Source organism: Rhodococcus sp. RD6.2 (assembly GCF_001040705.1).
Taxonomy (GTDB): domain Bacteria; phylum Actinomycetota; class Actinomycetes; order Mycobacteriales; family Mycobacteriaceae; genus Rhodococcus_G.
The window spans coordinates 99,432-114,797 of the sequence record NZ_CVQP01000009.1; the positions used below are offsets into that span (position 1 = coordinate 99,432).

A 15,366-nucleotide genomic window follows, 5' to 3' on the forward strand; every position below is an offset into this window, starting at 1 on the left:
GATAGACGTCCCCCGCTGACACCTGGTCCACCCGACACCGCAATCCGCGGTCAGCCGCCCGGCAACAACCTGATGGCCGGGAGCACTAGAGCGTGCCGTTCTCGATGTCGCGTTTCATGGCCTGCTGGTTCTCGATGTGAGAGGACACGCCGTTCTGCACGGTGTAGTCGATCAGCACCGCGGGTGCCCTGAACGTCAGGTGCTCGACGACCGTGGTCGCGCCGCCGTTCTCGGTGAAGGTGACCTTCTGGTTGGTGATCACGCCGGGCGCGTCCCAGGTATCGGTGGTGTACCAGCGATCCGCGGCGTGTATCCGTTGCTGCCCGACGGTGCGTCCGGGGATCGACGCCGAGCCGGCCGGGATGTCCTCGAGGGCGATGAACTCCCAGACGTCGGCGTCGCCGTCGGTGTAGCTGCGGCGGTCGAGGATGCCCTTCAGGAACGGGTGGCGTCCGAGGCTGTTGTAGAGGTTCGAGTACGCCGGGAACACCCGATCGGCGGGCGCGTCAATGGTGACGGGCAGGTCGACGGTCACGGTCGTCAGTGCCCAGTCGGCCTGGCTCGACTCGAGCCGATAGGCCGCCCATGAGGCCTCCCATTCCAGGTCGACCGCGGAGGGGGACGAGGAACCGGAATCGATTTCGGCCCCGGCGACTCCCATTCCCATGTTGCCCAGCGCGATCCCGGTGACGAGGACGCAGGCTGCGAGAAGCTTGGGTGCACGGTTGCCGGACCACCGGCCGCCAAGCTGTTCAGGACGTTCGACCATCGTGCTTCCCCACCCGTCGAGACCGTTGCCGCCCTTCGGCAACCATGCGAATGATACGCCGACCGAGTCCTCGGTCGTGTCGTATGGGATCACTCCCGGCAGAACGTTTTTCGCCCGTTCGAGTTTCGATCAGGGTGCGTTCCGCCCACTCGGATCCGGGTAGAGATACCCTTGCTCCCTCAGCTGCGCAGGGTAGTGGCGCCGCGACACCGAAGGGATGTCCCTATGCAGTCGGCAGTGCGGGTGCGGGTGGGCAACCTCCCGCACGAACTCACCAATTTCGTCGGCCGTCGCCGTGAGCTGGCGGAGGTTCGTCGGCTGTTGTCCGAGTCGCACCTGGTGACACTGACCGGGATGGGTGGTGTCGGTAAGACCCGGCTCGCGCTGCGGGTCGCGGCGAACCTTCAGGAAGACTTCGAGGACGGGGTCTGGCTCGTCGAGCTCGGGGCACTCGCCGAACCGCACCTGCTCGCGGACACGGTGGTCGCCGCGCTCGGGCTCCGGGAACGAGTGGCCCGCTCGCCACTTCCACTTCTCATCGACTTCCTCGCGGACCGGCGCGCGTTGATCGTTCTCGACAACTGCGAGCACCTGGTGACGGAGGTCGCCGAGCTCACGAAGGCCGTACTGAGCGCATGCCCCGAGGTGCGGATCCTGGCGACCAGTAGGGAGGCGCTGGCCGCCGGGGAGGAGGCGGTGCTGCGGGTTCCGCCACTGACAGTTCCGGATCCGGATACAGCGGCGTCGCTGCGGGGTCTGGGCCGGTACGAGGGCGTCGTCATGTTCGAAGCTCGGGCTCGCTCCGCGGTTCCCGGGTTCAGTCTGACCGTGGACAACCAGTGCATGGTCGCGGAGATATGCCAGCGGCTCGAAGGCCTGCCGTTGGCGATCGAACTGGCCGCGGCCCGGCTGCGCGCGCTGTCGCTGAAGCAGATCCTCCTTCGGCTCACCGACCGATACCGGTTGCTGACCACCGGCACTCGCGTCGCCCCGTCGCGGCAGCAGACGTTGCAGCTGTGCATCGACTGGAGTCACGACCTGCTGAGCGACCGGGAGCGGACGCTGTGGCGCCAGCTGGCGGTGTTCGCCGGCGGCTTCGAGCTCGACGCCGCAGCCGAGGTCAGCGGCTTCGCCGACAGCGAGCTGGTCGACGTGCTCGGCTCGCTGGTCGACAAGTCGATTCTGATCCGGGAGGAGACGGGCGAGGTCGCCCAGTACCGGATGCTCGAGACGATTCGCGAGTACGGGCTGGAGAGGCTGGCGGAGGCCGGCGAGTCGGCGCTCCTGCGGCAGCGTCACCAGGACTGGTGTGAGCGGCTGACGCTGCAGGCAGAGGCCGAGTGGATCGGGAACCGGCAACTCGAGTGGCTCGCTCGATTCGACCGGACACGCGACGATCTTCGCGCGGCGCTGGAATTCAGCGTCACTGCCGCGGCGGAACCGGACGCCGCGCTGCACATGGTCGTCGCGATCTATCCCTACTGGGTTTCCCGCGGTCTGTACAGCGAGGGGCGGTACTGGATCGATCGGGCGCTGGCACGTGCCGACGGCGCTCCGGCCGGGTCGCGGGTGACGGCGCTGTGCCTCGGCAGCATGCTGGCGTTGATGCAGGGGGATATTCCGGCGGCCCAGGAGTGGACCGATGCGGCGTGCGCCCTGACACACCCCGAAGACGATCCCGCGGTGTTCGCGTTCGCGGTTTCCGCGACCGGCTACCTCGCGACCTTCTCCGGTGACTTCGCCCGCGCAATAGAGTGTTTCGAGGAATCACTGCCGACACTCCGCGCCGAGGGCGCCCCGCTGGCCCGCGTCGGGACCCTCGTCGGACTCGCCATGGCATGCGGGCTGTCGGGGGACTCTCGACGCGCGATCGCCTGCCACGAGGAGGTGGTCGCCCTCACCGCGTCGTACGGCGAGTCCATGTACCGGTCCTATTCGCTGGGCATGCTGGGACTGGCGGTCTGGGAGCAGGGCGACACCAAGCGCGCGGCACAGCTGATCGAAGAGGGGGTGCGGCTCACCCGTCTCGTCGACGATCCTCTCGGCCTCGCGATGTGTCTCGAGATCCTGGCCTGGCTCGCTGCGGACCGTCCCGAGCGGGCCGCGGTACTGATGGGTGCATCAGCGTGGGTGGGGGAGGCGGCCGGCAGCCCCACGATCGTGGTCCGCGACCTGTTCGGCCATCACGATCGAGTCGTTCGCGAGTCGACGGATGCAATCGGCCAGAAAGCGTTCGAGGCCGCCTTCGCGCGCGGGCGCGACCTCTCCGTGGACGCGGCAATCGCCTACGCACTCGGTGACCAGACGCCCGCCGAGCCGAGTGCGAGCGCGCCGACGATGCGTCTCACCCGACGGCAGCGAGAGATCGCCGAACTCGTCGCACAGGGGATGACCAACAAGGCCATTGCGCAGCAGCTGGTGATCTCACAGCGCACCGCGGAGGGGCACGTGGAGAACATCCTCACCAAGCTGGGCTTCACGACACGCGCGCAGATCACAGCGTGGGTCGCCGCGGGCGCGGGTCAGGAGGCCTGACGGCGGGAGGGTCTCCGGTGGCTCCGGAGCGCTCACGAGAAGTCGACGATTCTCGACGGGGGACCGGCCGCCCGGCCGCAGTGCTCTCGAGCGGTCCCGAGTCCGCGGCCGTTGTGCCGCGGTTCGTCGAGTACTCGGGACACGAGATGCGCAGATTCACCGAAACCAACCCAGTCCCCATCGATTTCGACATCCTCGCTGTCTTCGTCGACGATGGACTCGTGATGCAGCCGAGTAGCGAATCCCTCTGGCGTCCGGAGGCCTCCACGACAAGGGCGCTTCCCCTGGACGACCCGCGTTGGAAGGATCTGTCGACCAGGGACGGCGATGCTACGTGGGTGCCCGACTGGTTGCGCGCGATGAATGCGGATCCCGTGGACGGCGAGCGCTTCACCGAGCAGTGGCCCGCACTCGTTTCGGAAGGCACCACCTGGCCGGCCGCCGTCGCTGCTTTTCCGTACCTGGTCAGCATCGCTCGGCGCGTGAGCGTCGAGCAGCGACTCGAGTACGTCACCGTCCTCGGGCTCATCGTGAGCGACTCCACGCCCAGCATGTGGCAGGAGACGATCGCCGCCGTTTCGTCTCGGGACGTGGGGCCTGATCCTCATGCAGAGGCGCTCGCCGAGGCGCGAAGGATCACTGCCGAGACTGCCGCGCTTCCACACCGGGACGAGCGCGACCTCCGCTACGTGCTCATGACCCTCGCCGCGCTCAATGGCCACTCGGAACTCTCGGCAGTGATCGACGACCTCGACGACGAAGAGACATGCCCGCGCTACGCAGCGCATCTCTGGGGAGCGAGCGGGGACGCCGACAGCTGATTCGTCCGCGTAGGCCGCACTCGTGTTCGTCATGCGAGCCGCCGATGGCAGCGTCACGTTGCGCGGTGAGCTCGGGTCTCTTGAGGCGGCGTGGAGAGACGAGAGAGAAGAGTGAACTGGAAGTGAGGTTCGGTGCGGGCCGGGTCAGACCTTCTTGACGACGCTCGACTTGAGTTGCATGGGTCCGATTCCGTCGATCTTGCAGTCGATGTCGTGGTCGCCGACTCCGTTGACAAGGCGGATGTTGCGCACCTTGGTGCCGGCCTTGATGCCGGTGGGGCTGCCCTTCACCTTGAGGGTCTTGATCACAGTGACGGTGTCGCCGTCGGCGAGGACGTTACCCACTGCATCCGTGATCACCTCGGACTCGTCCGCAGCATCCGCGGACGCCGGCGCCCACTCGTGCGCGCACTCCGGGCAGACGAGAAGCGACCCCATCTCGTAGGTGTACTCGCTGGAGCATTCAGGGCAGGGAGGCAGGGTCTGGTCCACCGGATCAGGATATTCCAGTCCCTGATGGAAAATGCCGACCGGCTACCGGTCCGGTCGGCATCGTCCGAGGGCGGGCACGGATCAGCGTGGCGCCGTGGTACGCCCGGTCAGGAAGTCGATGAGCACGCTGTTGACTTCGTCGGGCCGCTCCAGGTAGCCGAAGTGTCCACAGTGTTCGATCTCCTCGTAGCGGGCGCCCGGGATGGCGTCAGCAACCTCCCGTCCGAACACGGCCGGAGTCATCCGATCGTCCGCGAATCCGATGACCAGACTCGGGACGGTGATGCGGGCATAGTCGGCGAGCCGATCGTGAGAGCGGTCCATGCCGAGTTGTGCGCGGACACCCGCCGACGGCGTGGCCGCGGCAGAGAACTCGAAGATGTCGAGCCACTCCTGCGCCCGGTCCGGGTCCTCGAGAGTGTGGGGTGAGAGGTTGAGCGTCGCCTTGATCGCGGCGGCATACGGCGCCGGCAGCTTCATGCCCTGGTCGTGAAGCGCCTGTTCGCCGAGGTTGAGGGTGTGGGCCATCGGGTGAGGGCGACCGGTGGCGGCGAGCATGACGGCCTTGGCAACCAGGTCCGGGCGCGCCAGGGCCAATTCGGCGACCACACGGGAACCCATCGATGTGCCGACCACGTGGGTGGGGGTGCCGCCGAGGTGCTCGATGAGCGCCACTGTGTCGGCGACGAGGTCGTCGATGCTCATCCCGCCGGCGCACTCGTCCGACGGTGCGATCCCGCGATTGTCGACCGTGGCGACCCGGAACCCGGCCTTGACCAGGGCCGGCACCTGATAGGTGCGCCACACTCGTCCGGGGCTGCCAGTTCCCATGATCAGCAGCACCAGTGGACCCTCGCCGGTGACGTCGTAGTTCAGTCGGATCCCGTTGAGGGTGGCGATCGGCATGAATCTTCTTCCGTGTAGGTGTCTTTCGGGACGACAGGGGTGGCGTCCCGCGTGGGGTGCGAAGCGACGTGTACCGCCCCGTCCTGCGGTGTGTCGATCGCAGGAGGGGCGGGTCGGTGGCCGGCGCTGCGTGGTGTCAGAGCCTTTCGATGATGGTGCCGGTGGCGAGCGCGCCGCCCGCGCACATCGAGATCAGCGCGGTGGAGCCGTCGCGGCGCTCGAGTTCGTGCAGGGCCGTGGTGATCAGGCGTGAGCCGGTGCTGCCGACNGGGTGGCCGAGNGCGAGTGCGCCGCCGTTGACGTTGACCTTGTCCATGTCGGGGCCGTGCACCTGCGCCCAGGACAGTGCGACGGACGCGAAGGCCTCGTTGACCTCGAACAGGTCNAGGTCGCCGATCTTCATGCCGGCCTTCTCGAGNACCTTCGCGGTGGCCTGGACGGGTCCGTCGAGGTGGAACTCGGGCTCGGCGCCGACGAGGACCTGGGAGACGATGCGCGCGCGGGGCTTGAGGCCGAGTGCGAGGGCGCGGTCGGAGTCCATCAGCAGCACGGCGGCGGCGCCGTCGGAGATCTGCGACGAGGTGCCTGCNGTGTGGATGCCGCCCTCGATGACGGGCTTGAGCTTGGCGAGGGACTCGGCGGTGGTGTCGCGCAGNCCCTGGTCGCGGGAGACGATGTGCTTGTCGTCGGTGGGGAGCTTGTCCTCGCCGATGATGGGCGCGGTNACGGGCAGTACCTCGCGGTCGAAGCGGCCTTCCTCCCAGGCCTGCTTGGCCAGTGCCTGCGAGCGGACGCCGAGTGCTTCGATGTCCTCGCGGGTGATGCCGCGGCGCTTGGCGATGCGCTCGGCCGCTTCGAACTGTGCGGGCATGTCGATGTCCCACGATGCGGGGCGTCGGGGTCCGGCTTCGGTGCCGACGTTCGCGCCGAGCGGGACCTGGCTCATCTGTTCGACGCCNCATGCGATGCCCATGTCGATGGCGCCGGTGGCGATGAGGCCCGCGATGAGGTGGTTGGCCTGTTGTGCGGAGCCGCACTGGCAGTCGATCGTGGTCGCGCCGACCTGCCAGGGCAGGCCTGCTGCCAGCCAGGCGGTGCGGGTGACGTTGTTGGATTGCGCGCCGGCCTGGGTGACGCAGCCGCCGATGACCTGCTCGACGAGGGCCGGATCGACTCCGGCGCGNTCGAGCAGGCCGACCTGGACGGCGCCGAGGGTTTCTGCCGCGTGCAGGCCGGACAGCCATCCGCCGCGCTTGCCGATCGGGGTGCGGACGGCTTCGACGATTACTGGTGTGCCCACAGTGGGCTCCTTTCACGATTCTCTCAAAAAAGTAGAACAGGTTCCGCCGGTCGGCAAGGACTCTGTACTCAGATCTTTCCTAGACGGAGGGGTTGTGATTCAATATCGATAGAACGTGTTACAGATCACTTGGCGGCATCGTCGCGAGGGCAGGAGACAGTAGTGGCACAGCCCAACATTCCCGCGGGATTCGACTTTACGGACCCGGACATCTATGCACACCGACTCCCGGTCGAAGAGTTGGCCGAGGTTCGCAAGACTCAGCCCGTGCTCTGGGTCGAGCAGCCCGACGGTGTCGGCGGCTTCAACGACGGTGGCTACTGGTTGGTCACCCGGCACGAGGACATCCGTGACGTGTCGATGCGCAGCGACGTGTTCTCCACCTGGGAGAACACCGCGATCCCGCGCTTCGCCGACGACATGCAGCGCGAGCAGATCGAACTGCAGCGCTTCGTCCTGCTGAACAAGGACGCCCCCGAGCACACGAAGCTCCGCAAGCTGGTTTCCCGCGGCTTCACCCCTCGCGCGATCAACGGCCTGAAGGACGAGCTGCGCGAGCGCGCCGAGTCGATCGTCAAGGCCGCCGCTGCAGAGGGTAGTGGCGACTTCGTCACCCAGGTTGCCGCCGAGCTGCCGCTGCAGGCCATCGCCGAGCTGATCGGTGTGCCGCAGGAGGACCGCGGCAAGGTCTTCGAGTGGTCCAACCAGATGACCTCCTACGACGACCCCGAGTTCGCCGACATCGATCCGGCCGCCGCGTCGATGGAAATCCTCGGCTACGCATACCAGCTCGCCGAGGAGCGCAAGCAGAACCCGGGCGACGACCTCGTCACCACGCTGATCGAGGCCGACGTCGACGGCGACGAGCTCAGCGCCGAGGAGTTCGGTTTCTTCGTCATCGTTCTCGCGGTGGCGGGCAACGAAACCACGCGCAATGCAACCACGCACGGCATGAAGGCGTTCATGGACAATCCCGAACAGTGGGAGTTGTTCAAGAAGGAGCGCCCGAAGACCACCGCCGACGAGATCATCCGCTGGGCCACCCCGGTCGCCGCGTTCCAGCGCACCGCGCTCGAGGACACCGAGATCGGTGGCGTCGCGATCAAGAAGGGCCAGCGCGTGGTGATGAACTACGTGTCGGCGAACTTCGACGAGGAGGTGTTCGACGAGCCGCACAAGTTCGACATCCTGCGCGACCCGAACCCGCACCTCTCGTTCGGTGGCACCGGTGCGCACTACTGCCTCGGCGCGAACCTGGCCCGCATGGAGATCGAACTGATCTTCAACGCGATCGCCGACTACCTCCCCAACCTCGTCGAGGTTGCTTCCCCTCGCCGCCTGCGTTCCGGATGGCTCAACGGCCTCAAGGAGTACCAGGTGGACTACCAGACCCAGGGCACCGGTGGGGGTTGCCCCGTCGCGCACTGACGACTCACTGAGGGAGAGTTCGTCACGGTGCGCGAGGCGGCGCCGGCGGGATCGTGAGGGTTCCCGCCGGCGCTGTCGGATATCTCCACCGAATGCGAGCCGGGTACGCGACGGCGACTGAGACAGTCGAAACGAGAAGGGCCGCACCGATTTCTCGGTGCGGCCCTTCTCGCTGTCAGGGTCAGAGCTTGACGAGTGTCTTCATGGCCCGTTCGACCTCCCAGAAGGCGCGCAGCGACTGCAGCTTGCCCTCGTCGTTGACGCGGTACACGAACACGCCCTCGGCGTCGATCTGCGCACCCGCCATCACGGTGCGGATCCGGCCGATGTTCACGACCTCCTGCCCGCACTGGAGCTGGTCGTCGATGATGAACTCGAGCGAGTCCGTGTTGGCGATCGTCATGTCGTAGAACTTCGAGATCGCCTCGCGGCCGTGGTGGCCCTTGCCCTCGGGATCGAAACCCGAAGGGCCGACCGGGTCCTCGACCCAGCCGTCCTCGGCGAATAGGTTCAGCCACTCTTCCTTGCGCTTGCCGCTCGCCGCGGACTGTGATGCGCGCGAGGCGATTAGGGCCGGGTGGTCGGTCTGGCTGGTCGTGGTCTCGGTCATGACGCTCCTATCCGATGTTCTCGGCGGCGAACTTGCGCAGCGAGTCCTGCTTGGCTTCGAGCGGTCCGTCGAAGGCGACACCGTCGAACAACCACGGCACCACGATGGTGTCGGTGACACCCGCGTCGGCGAGTTCGGCGTAGCCGTCCTTGCCGAACCGGTCGATGCACACGGCCTGGATCTCGAACGGCTCGTTCTCCCTGCCGTATTCGGCGCGGAGCTCGTCCAGGCGGAGCTTCGTCGCCGCCAGATCCTTGAACTTCATCATCGCCGACGTCCAGCCGTCGCCGACCCGGGCCGCACGCTTGAGCGCGACCTCCGTGTGCCCACCGACGTAGAACGGCACCGGAGACTTCGGTGCCGGGCTCATCTGAAGCCGGTCGAAATCGTAGAAATCGCCGTGGTACTCGACCATCCCGCCGTCGAGAACGAGCTTGATGACCTCGATCATCTCGTCGACGCGGGCGCCCCGCTTCTTGAAGGGGACGCCGCACCACTCGAATTCCTCGGGTGCCCAGCCGATCCCGACACCGAACCCGAAGCGGCCCTGCGTCAGGTTCGCAACCGACCCGACCTGGCGGGCGAGCAGCAGCGGATTACGGGAACCCAGCTTGAGGACGTTGGTGTAGAAGCCGATCGTCGAGGTGGCCGTGCCCATCGCCGTGGCGGCGATCAGCGGGTCCACCCACGGGGTCTCGGCGTTCCACATCCGGGATCCGTCCGGCGTGTACGGGTAGTCAGCTGCCGCAGTCTCCATGAAGAACAGGGAGTCCGGCAGGGCGATGTTCGCGAATCCGCATTCCTCTGCGGTCTGCGCGAGCGGCACCAGCTGCTCGAGCGGACTCATCGCGATTCCGACGGTGAACTTCACGGCGCGCCTCCTAGTTGGTCGGGCGGTCGGAGCCGACCACCCACATCGCGAAGTACTGCGAGCCACCGCCGTACGCGTGGCCGAAGGCCTTCCGCGCGCCGTCGACCTGATGGTCACCGGCGCGTTCCATCACCTGCATCGCCGACTCGGCGTACCGGATCATGCCGGATGCACCGATCGGATTCGACGAGAGCACACCGCCCGACGCGTTGACCGGCATCCGCCCGCCGATCGCGGTCTCGCCTGCCTCGGTGAACTTCCAGCCCTCGCCCTCGGCCACGAATCCGAGGTTCTCCAGCCACATCGGCTCGAACCACGAGAACGGCACGTAGATCTCGGCCTCGTCGATCTCGGTGAGCGGATCGGTGATGCCTGCGGCCTTCCACAGTGCGGCCGCGGCATCGCGGCCTGCCTGCGGGTTTGCGACGTTGCGGCCGGCGTACGCCAGCGGTTCGGTGCGCATCGCGGTCGCATGGATCCACGCCACCTTGCGGCCGTCGGCCTCGACAGCCTTCGCCGCGTCCTCGTTGCCGATCACGATGGCGCAGGCGCCGTCCGAGGACGGGCAGGTCTCGTCGAAACGGATGGGGTCCCACAGCATCTGGGACTCCATCACGGACTCGACGGTGATGTCGGCCTGCTTGAGGTGTGCGTACGGGTTCAATGCACCGTTGCGGCGATCCTTGACGGCCACCATCGCGCCGATGTGATCGGGTGCGCCCGAGCGGCGGATGTACGAGCGCACGTGCGGGGCGAAGAACCCGCCTGCACCCGCGCCGACCGGCATCGTGAACGGCACCGGCGTGGACAGCGCCCACATGGCGTTCGACTCGGACTGCTTCTCCCACGAGACCGCGAGCACCCGCTTGTGCACGCCGGACTTCACCAGGCTGGCCGCGACGTTGCCGGTCGAGGCACCGACCGAGCCGGCGGTGTGGACGCGCAGCAGCGGCTTGCCGTTGGCGCCCAATGCATCCGACATCGCGAGCTCCGGCATCATCGACCCTTCGAACAGGTCGGGGGCCTTGCCGATGACGATGGCGTCGATGTCGTCCCAGCCGACGCGGGCGTCGGCCATCGCGCGGTCGACCGCCTCGCGGATCATGCCCGCCATCGTCACGTCGTGACGCTTGGCGACGTAGTACGTCTGGCCGGTGCCGAGGACCGCGGCGAGTTGCGGGGCCATATCAGTTGCGTCCTTCCATGACGGCGACCAGGTTCTGCTGCAGCACAGGGCCACTGGTGGCGTGGGCGAGAACGCGCTGTGCGTCACCGCTCATGATCTTCTGTGCGGCGTAACCGATGCGCTCGAGACCGCCGGAGAACATCGGGTTGCCGGTGAGCGGGCCGCCCGACGGGTTGATGGTGGTGGCGTCGGTCAGGCCGATCGCCTCTCGGAGAATGATCTCCTGGTGCGTGAACGGCGCATGCAGCTCGGCGACGTCGATGTTCGAAACGTCACCACCGGTCGCGGCGCGAGCGGCGGCGGCGGTGGACGGGGACACCGTCAGGTCGCGCGACCCGAGGGTGGGGGAGTCGATCCGGTGCTCGATCCCGGTGATCCACGCCGGTCGCTCGCACAACTCGCGGGCACGATCGCCGCGGGCCAGGATGATCGCGGCAGCACCGTCGGTGATCGGCGCGCAGTCGTGCGCGCGCAGCGGGTCGGCGATGTAGTCCGATGCCAGCAGTGCGTCGATGTCGACGTCGCCGGAGAGCTGCGCGTTCGGGTTGTCCTTCGCGGCGGCGCGGCTGCGCTGCGCGATCTTCGCCATGTCCTCGGCGGTCCACTTGCCGGCGTCGAGTCCGAGCCGGGCCTGCAGGCCTGCCATCGAGACGGAGTCCGGCCACAGCGGGGCAACCAGGTACGGGTCGGTCTGCATCGCGAGGATCTGCCGGAGGTTGCCCGCGGACGACTTGCCGAATCCGTACACGAGGGCAGTGTCGACCTCGCCGGTCATGATCTTGACCCAGGCCTCGTACAGCGCCCAGGCGGCGTCCATCTCGACGTGCGACTCGTTGATCGGCGGCACGGCCCCGATCGAGTCGATCGCGGAGATGAACGAGAACGAGCGGCCGGCCAGGTAGTCGGAGGAACCCGAGCACCAGAAACCGATGTCGGACTTCGTGATTCCGAGCTCTGCGTACAACTGTTGGAAGCAGGGGACGAGCATTTCGACACCGTTGGTGGTGCCGGTTGTCTCGCGCACATGGGGGGCCTGTGCGAAGCCGACGACTGCAATGTCTGTCATGGTCTTTTCGGCTCCTAGAGGTGGTGCTTGTAGGTGTCGTAGTCCGCGTCCGGCTCACCGCTCGGGCGGAAGTGGGAGACGTTCCGGAGTGAGTACACCCACTCCTCCTTCGGCCGCCAGACGGCCTCGACCCGCAGACCCATCCGCACCTCGGCGGGGTCGACTTCGAGGATCAGGTGCAGGAACGGGATGTCGGCGCCGTCGAGCAGGACGTAGGCCGCGACGTACGGCGGCTTGATCTGCTGGCCCATGAAGGGCACGTTCACGATGCAGAACGTGGTGATGGTGCCCTTGTCGGACACCTCGACCTGCTCCTTCGTCGGTATGCCGTCGGTGGGGTTCGCGCCGCGCGGAGGCACGTACACCTTGCCGTTGGCGTCGGTGCGGCCGCCGATGATCTTGCCCTCCATGAGGCCACGCAGGTAGTAGGTCTCCTCGAACGAGGCGGTGTGCGTGTAGTGCAGGTCGATCGGGGTGATGATGTCGGTGACGGGCTCGCCGGCGACCGGCGCCGGGGTCGACTCGCTCTCGCCGGGTTCGAAGCACGCGATGTCGCGGATGTGCCCGGTGCGCTCGTCGGCCCAGCGGACCCGCACGCGCATACCGGTGCTCATCGCGTCCGCCGATCCGGCGTCGACGGCGTGCAGGATCGACGTGTCGGCGCCGTCCAACTTGACCAGCGCCCACGCGAACGGGTGACTCAGCGGCTGACCCTCGATCGGGTCGGGCATCCACGTCCAGCTGACGACCGTGCCGGTGTCCGAGACGTCGACGAAGTCGGTCATCGGCTCGTGGGTGGTGGGATCGAACTCCGGCGGCGGCACGTGGACGCGACCGTCGGAGCCTCGGGCGCCTACGACCTTGCGGTCGCGGAGGCCGGTGACGAAGGCGCCGATGGTCGGTCCCACGGACCGCGTGTAGTCGAATTTGAGATTAAGTGGTGCCCTCAGGGGCTGCTCGGCCACTTGGGTCTTTTCAGGGGTCACGGAATCGAGTAGAACAGGTTCTTATTACTGTGGCAAGAGTCACTGCTGCAGCGCGGTGGAAATGGGAAAACACGGAGGCACGCAAATGAAGCTGGGGTTGCAACTTGGATACTGGGGCGCACAGCCTCCGGCCAATGCGCAGGAACTTGTTACAGAAGCCGACCGCAGTGGCTTCGATGCCGTGTTCTCCGCCGAATCCTGGGGCAACGACGCGTTCACCCCGCTCGCCTGGTGGGGGTCGAGCACCGAGCGGGTGCGACTCGGCACTTCCGTCGCGCAGCTGTCCGGCCGCACGCCGACCAATGCCGCGATGCATGCGCTGACCCTCGACCACCTGTCCGGTGGCCGCGCGATCCTGGGTCTCGGTGTCTCCGGGCCACAGGTCGTCGAGGGCTGGTACGGCCAGCCGTTCCCGAAGCCGCTCGCTCGCACCCGCGAATATGTGTCGGTCATCCGCAAGGTGCTCGCCCGCGAGGGGGCCGTGACCAACGACGGCCCGCACTATCCGCTGCCCTACCGCGGTGAGGACGGGATGGGCCTGGGCAAGCCGCTCAAGCCGATCACCCACCCGCTGCGCGCTGACCTGCCGATCTGGCTCGGCGCCGAAGGCCCGAAGAACGTGGCTCTGACCGCCGAGATCGCCGACGGCTGGCTCGCCATCTACTACACGCCGCGCCTGGCCGACATGTACAACGAGTGGCTCGACGAGGGCTTCGCCCGTCCCGGTGCCCGCCGCAGTCGCGAGGACTTCGAGATCGCCGCCACCTGCCAGGTCGTCATCACCGACGATCGCGCCGCGGAGATCGCCCGGCTCAAGCCCATCACCGCGCTCTACGTCGGTGGCATGGGTGCCGCGGAACTGAACTTCCACGCCCAGGTCTACACCCGCATGGGCTACGGCGAGGAGGTCAAGGAGATCCAGAAGCTGTTCCTGTCGGGCCGCAAGGAGGAAGCCGTAGCGATGGTGCCGGACCAGATGGTCACCGACACCATGATCATCGGTACCCGCGACGAGGTCCGCGATCAGGTGAAGGAATGGGAGGCGGCAGGCGTGACGATGCTCCTAGTCACCTGCCGCGACGTCGAGCACATGCACCAGCTCGTCGACGCCGTCAACCCGTCCTGAGGCGTCCGTCGCCGTGTCCCGGACCGGTGGGTTTCGGCTCGCCGGCCCGTGGGCACCCGACGGATCATGAACTCACGACGCGTACATCTGATCGCGGGCGCGTCCCTGTTGGTTCTCGTTGCCGCCGGGTGCAGTGACGACGGATCGACCGACGGCCCGGAAACTGTGGAGGCGCCGCCGACGTCGATTCTCGACGGGACGACGACGCTGCTGCCTCCGGAGATTCCCGGAGCCAGCGGATATGTGTTCCGATCTCCCTCGGATGCGGCAGGGGAGGACGACGCCTTCACCTACGACGAGACGGCGGTACCGGTGGGGGCCACCGTCAACGTTGCAGCGGACGAGGAGGGCGAGCGCACGACGGTGACGTTCAGCGCCCGGGGACTCGCGCCGAATCGAGACTTCGGTGTCCACGTCCATACGCGACGCTGTGGGTCGGATCCGGCCGACTCCGGGCCGCACTACCAAAACATGATGGACCCGGCAGCGTCCGACGAGGCGCCGTCGTCGGACCCGGCCTACGCGAATCCCGAGAACGAGGTCTGGCTCGACGTCACCACCGATGCCGGTGGGAGCGCCGAGGCGACGACGACGGTCGACTGGGCGTTTCGGCCGGACGAAGCCAACTCCGTTGTGCTTCACGAGAAGCACACGATGACCGGACCGGGCGAGGCAGGTATGGCCGGGGCCCGGCTGGCCTGTCTCGACGGGGACTTCTGACTCGTCGGGTCCGTCAGGCGGACGGTGGCGGCAGCTCGGCCATGCCGTACACGCGGGTGGCGTGGATGCGCAGCACCCGTCGGCGCTCGGTGACCATCGCCCGGCGGAACGCCTCCCAGTCGGGGTGCTCGCCGCCGCCCGCGGCGCGATACACCGCGACCAGTTCGTCTGCCGCCTCGTCGTGGGGGTCGGCCGCGACCGCACCGAGTTCGGCGTCGCCGTCGACCACCGCGTACGACCAGAAGTTGTCGGCACTGACCTGCAGTGAGACGCGGGGGTCGCGGGCCGCGTTGCGGGTCTTGGCCCGCTCGGCGGTGACCGACACTCGAGCGGTCCTGGTATCGGGATCCCAGGCGTAGATCACGTTGGACAGCTGCGGTCTGCCGTCGCGTCTGATCGTCGCGAGGACTCCGCGGGTGTGGGTGGCGACGAGGTCCAGTAGCCGAGAGTCGGTGTCGGTCATGTCGCTGACAACCCCGGGGCACCGGATGATGTTCCCCGGAAACGACATCGGCCCCGCACCGCCGGTGTGGGGTGCGGGCCGATCGGG

Annotated in this window: 15 protein-coding genes; 5 read left to right on the forward strand and 10 right to left on the reverse strand. The window is 67.4% G+C overall.

Annotation, left to right across the window (positions count from 1 at the left end; all coding sequences use genetic code 11):
- Nucleotides 1-85 precede the first annotated feature (85 nt).
- Nucleotides 86-769 (reverse strand): hypothetical protein, encoded by a 684-nt coding sequence (locus RHCRD62_RS19280; protein ID WP_084734406.1) that lies wholly within the window; start codon nucleotides 767-769, stop codon nucleotides 86-88.
- Between the two features lie 225 nt (nucleotides 770-994).
- On the opposite strand from RHCRD62_RS19280, the gene RHCRD62_RS19285 reads away from it, so the two are divergent.
- Nucleotides 995-3,304, forward strand: coding sequence for an ATP-binding protein (locus RHCRD62_RS19285; protein WP_084734380.1), 2,310 nt, complete (start codon nucleotides 995-997; stop codon nucleotides 3,302-3,304).
- 146 nt (nucleotides 3,305-3,450) lie between these two features.
- Nucleotides 3,451-4,125, forward strand: coding sequence for a hypothetical protein (locus RHCRD62_RS19290; protein ID WP_157050996.1), 675 nt, complete (start codon nucleotides 3,451-3,453; stop codon nucleotides 4,123-4,125).
- Nucleotides 4,126-4,269: 144 nt separating this feature from the next.
- Here RHCRD62_RS19290 and RHCRD62_RS19295 read toward each other — a convergent pair whose 3' ends face one another.
- The 3 genes from RHCRD62_RS19295 to RHCRD62_RS19305 form a co-directional block, all read right to left on the reverse strand.
- Complete coding sequence (locus RHCRD62_RS19295; protein WP_050066377.1) at nucleotides 4,270-4,617, reverse strand: zinc ribbon domain-containing protein YjdM; 348 nt, start codon at nucleotides 4,615-4,617, stop codon at nucleotides 4,270-4,272.
- A gap of 81 nt (nucleotides 4,618-4,698) precedes the next feature.
- Nucleotides 4,699-5,523: an alpha/beta fold hydrolase gene (locus RHCRD62_RS19300; RefSeq protein ID WP_050066378.1), complete on the reverse strand. Its 825-nt coding sequence runs from the start codon at nucleotides 5,521-5,523 to the stop codon at nucleotides 4,699-4,701.
- A gap of 136 nt (nucleotides 5,524-5,659) precedes the next feature.
- Nucleotides 5,660-6,823: a steroid 3-ketoacyl-CoA thiolase gene (locus tag RHCRD62_RS19305; protein ID WP_050066379.1), complete on the reverse strand. Its 1,164-nt coding sequence runs from the start codon at nucleotides 6,821-6,823 to the stop codon at nucleotides 5,660-5,662.
- A 162-nt stretch (nucleotides 6,824-6,985) separates the two neighbouring features.
- On the opposite strand from RHCRD62_RS19305, the gene RHCRD62_RS19310 reads away from it, so the two are divergent.
- The gene (locus RHCRD62_RS19310) at nucleotides 6,986-8,251 is read left to right on the forward strand and encodes a cytochrome P450 (RefSeq protein ID WP_050066380.1); all 1,266 of its coding nucleotides are present in this window, start codon (nucleotides 6,986-6,988) and stop codon (nucleotides 8,249-8,251) included.
- Between the two features lie 181 nt (nucleotides 8,252-8,432).
- Here the strand turns inward: RHCRD62_RS19310 and RHCRD62_RS19315 are convergent, their stop codons facing one another.
- Genes RHCRD62_RS19315 through RHCRD62_RS19335 form a run of 5 tightly spaced genes read right to left on the reverse strand, consistent with a single transcriptional unit; the run spans nucleotide 8,433 to nucleotide 12,970 of the window.
- Nucleotides 8,433-8,861, reverse strand: coding sequence for a nuclear transport factor 2 family protein (locus tag RHCRD62_RS19315; RefSeq protein WP_050066381.1), 429 nt, complete (start codon nucleotides 8,859-8,861; stop codon nucleotides 8,433-8,435).
- A 7-nt stretch (nucleotides 8,862-8,868) separates the two neighbouring features.
- On the reverse strand, nucleotides 8,869-9,732 hold the full coding sequence (locus RHCRD62_RS19320) for a TIGR03619 family F420-dependent LLM class oxidoreductase (RefSeq protein WP_050066382.1): 864 nt from the start codon (nucleotides 9,730-9,732) through the stop codon (nucleotides 8,869-8,871).
- 10 nt (nucleotides 9,733-9,742) lie between these two features.
- Nucleotides 9,743-10,918 (reverse strand): thiolase domain-containing protein, encoded by a 1,176-nt coding sequence (locus tag RHCRD62_RS19325; protein WP_050066383.1) that lies wholly within the window; start codon nucleotides 10,916-10,918, stop codon nucleotides 9,743-9,745.
- Between the two features lies 1 nt (nucleotide 10,919).
- Nucleotides 10,920-11,984 carry a thiolase domain-containing protein gene (locus tag RHCRD62_RS19330; protein ID WP_050066384.1) on the reverse strand — a complete coding sequence of 355 codons (1,065 nt, stop codon included), beginning with the start codon at nucleotides 11,982-11,984 and terminating at the stop codon, nucleotides 10,920-10,922.
- A 14-nt stretch (nucleotides 11,985-11,998) separates the two neighbouring features.
- Nucleotides 11,999-12,970, reverse strand: a complete 972-nt coding sequence (locus RHCRD62_RS19335; RefSeq protein WP_084734381.1) for a Zn-ribbon domain-containing OB-fold protein — start codon at nucleotides 12,968-12,970, stop codon at nucleotides 11,999-12,001.
- A gap of 85 nt (nucleotides 12,971-13,055) precedes the next feature.
- Between RHCRD62_RS19335 and RHCRD62_RS19340 the strand changes: the two genes are divergently transcribed.
- Nucleotides 13,056-14,096, forward strand: a complete 1,041-nt coding sequence (locus RHCRD62_RS19340) for an LLM class F420-dependent oxidoreductase (RefSeq protein ID WP_050066386.1) — start codon at nucleotides 13,056-13,058, stop codon at nucleotides 14,094-14,096.
- 66 nt (nucleotides 14,097-14,162) lie between these two features.
- Entirely contained in the window at nucleotides 14,163-14,816 is a 654-nt protein-coding gene (locus RHCRD62_RS19345) for a superoxide dismutase family protein (protein ID WP_050066661.1), read from the forward strand.
- A gap of 13 nt (nucleotides 14,817-14,829) precedes the next feature.
- On the opposite strand, the gene RHCRD62_RS19350 is transcribed toward RHCRD62_RS19345, so the two are convergent.
- On the reverse strand, nucleotides 14,830-15,279 hold the full coding sequence (locus RHCRD62_RS19350) for a PPOX class F420-dependent oxidoreductase (RefSeq protein WP_050066662.1): 450 nt from the start codon (nucleotides 15,277-15,279) through the stop codon (nucleotides 14,830-14,832).
- Nucleotides 15,280-15,366 lie beyond the last annotated feature (87 nt).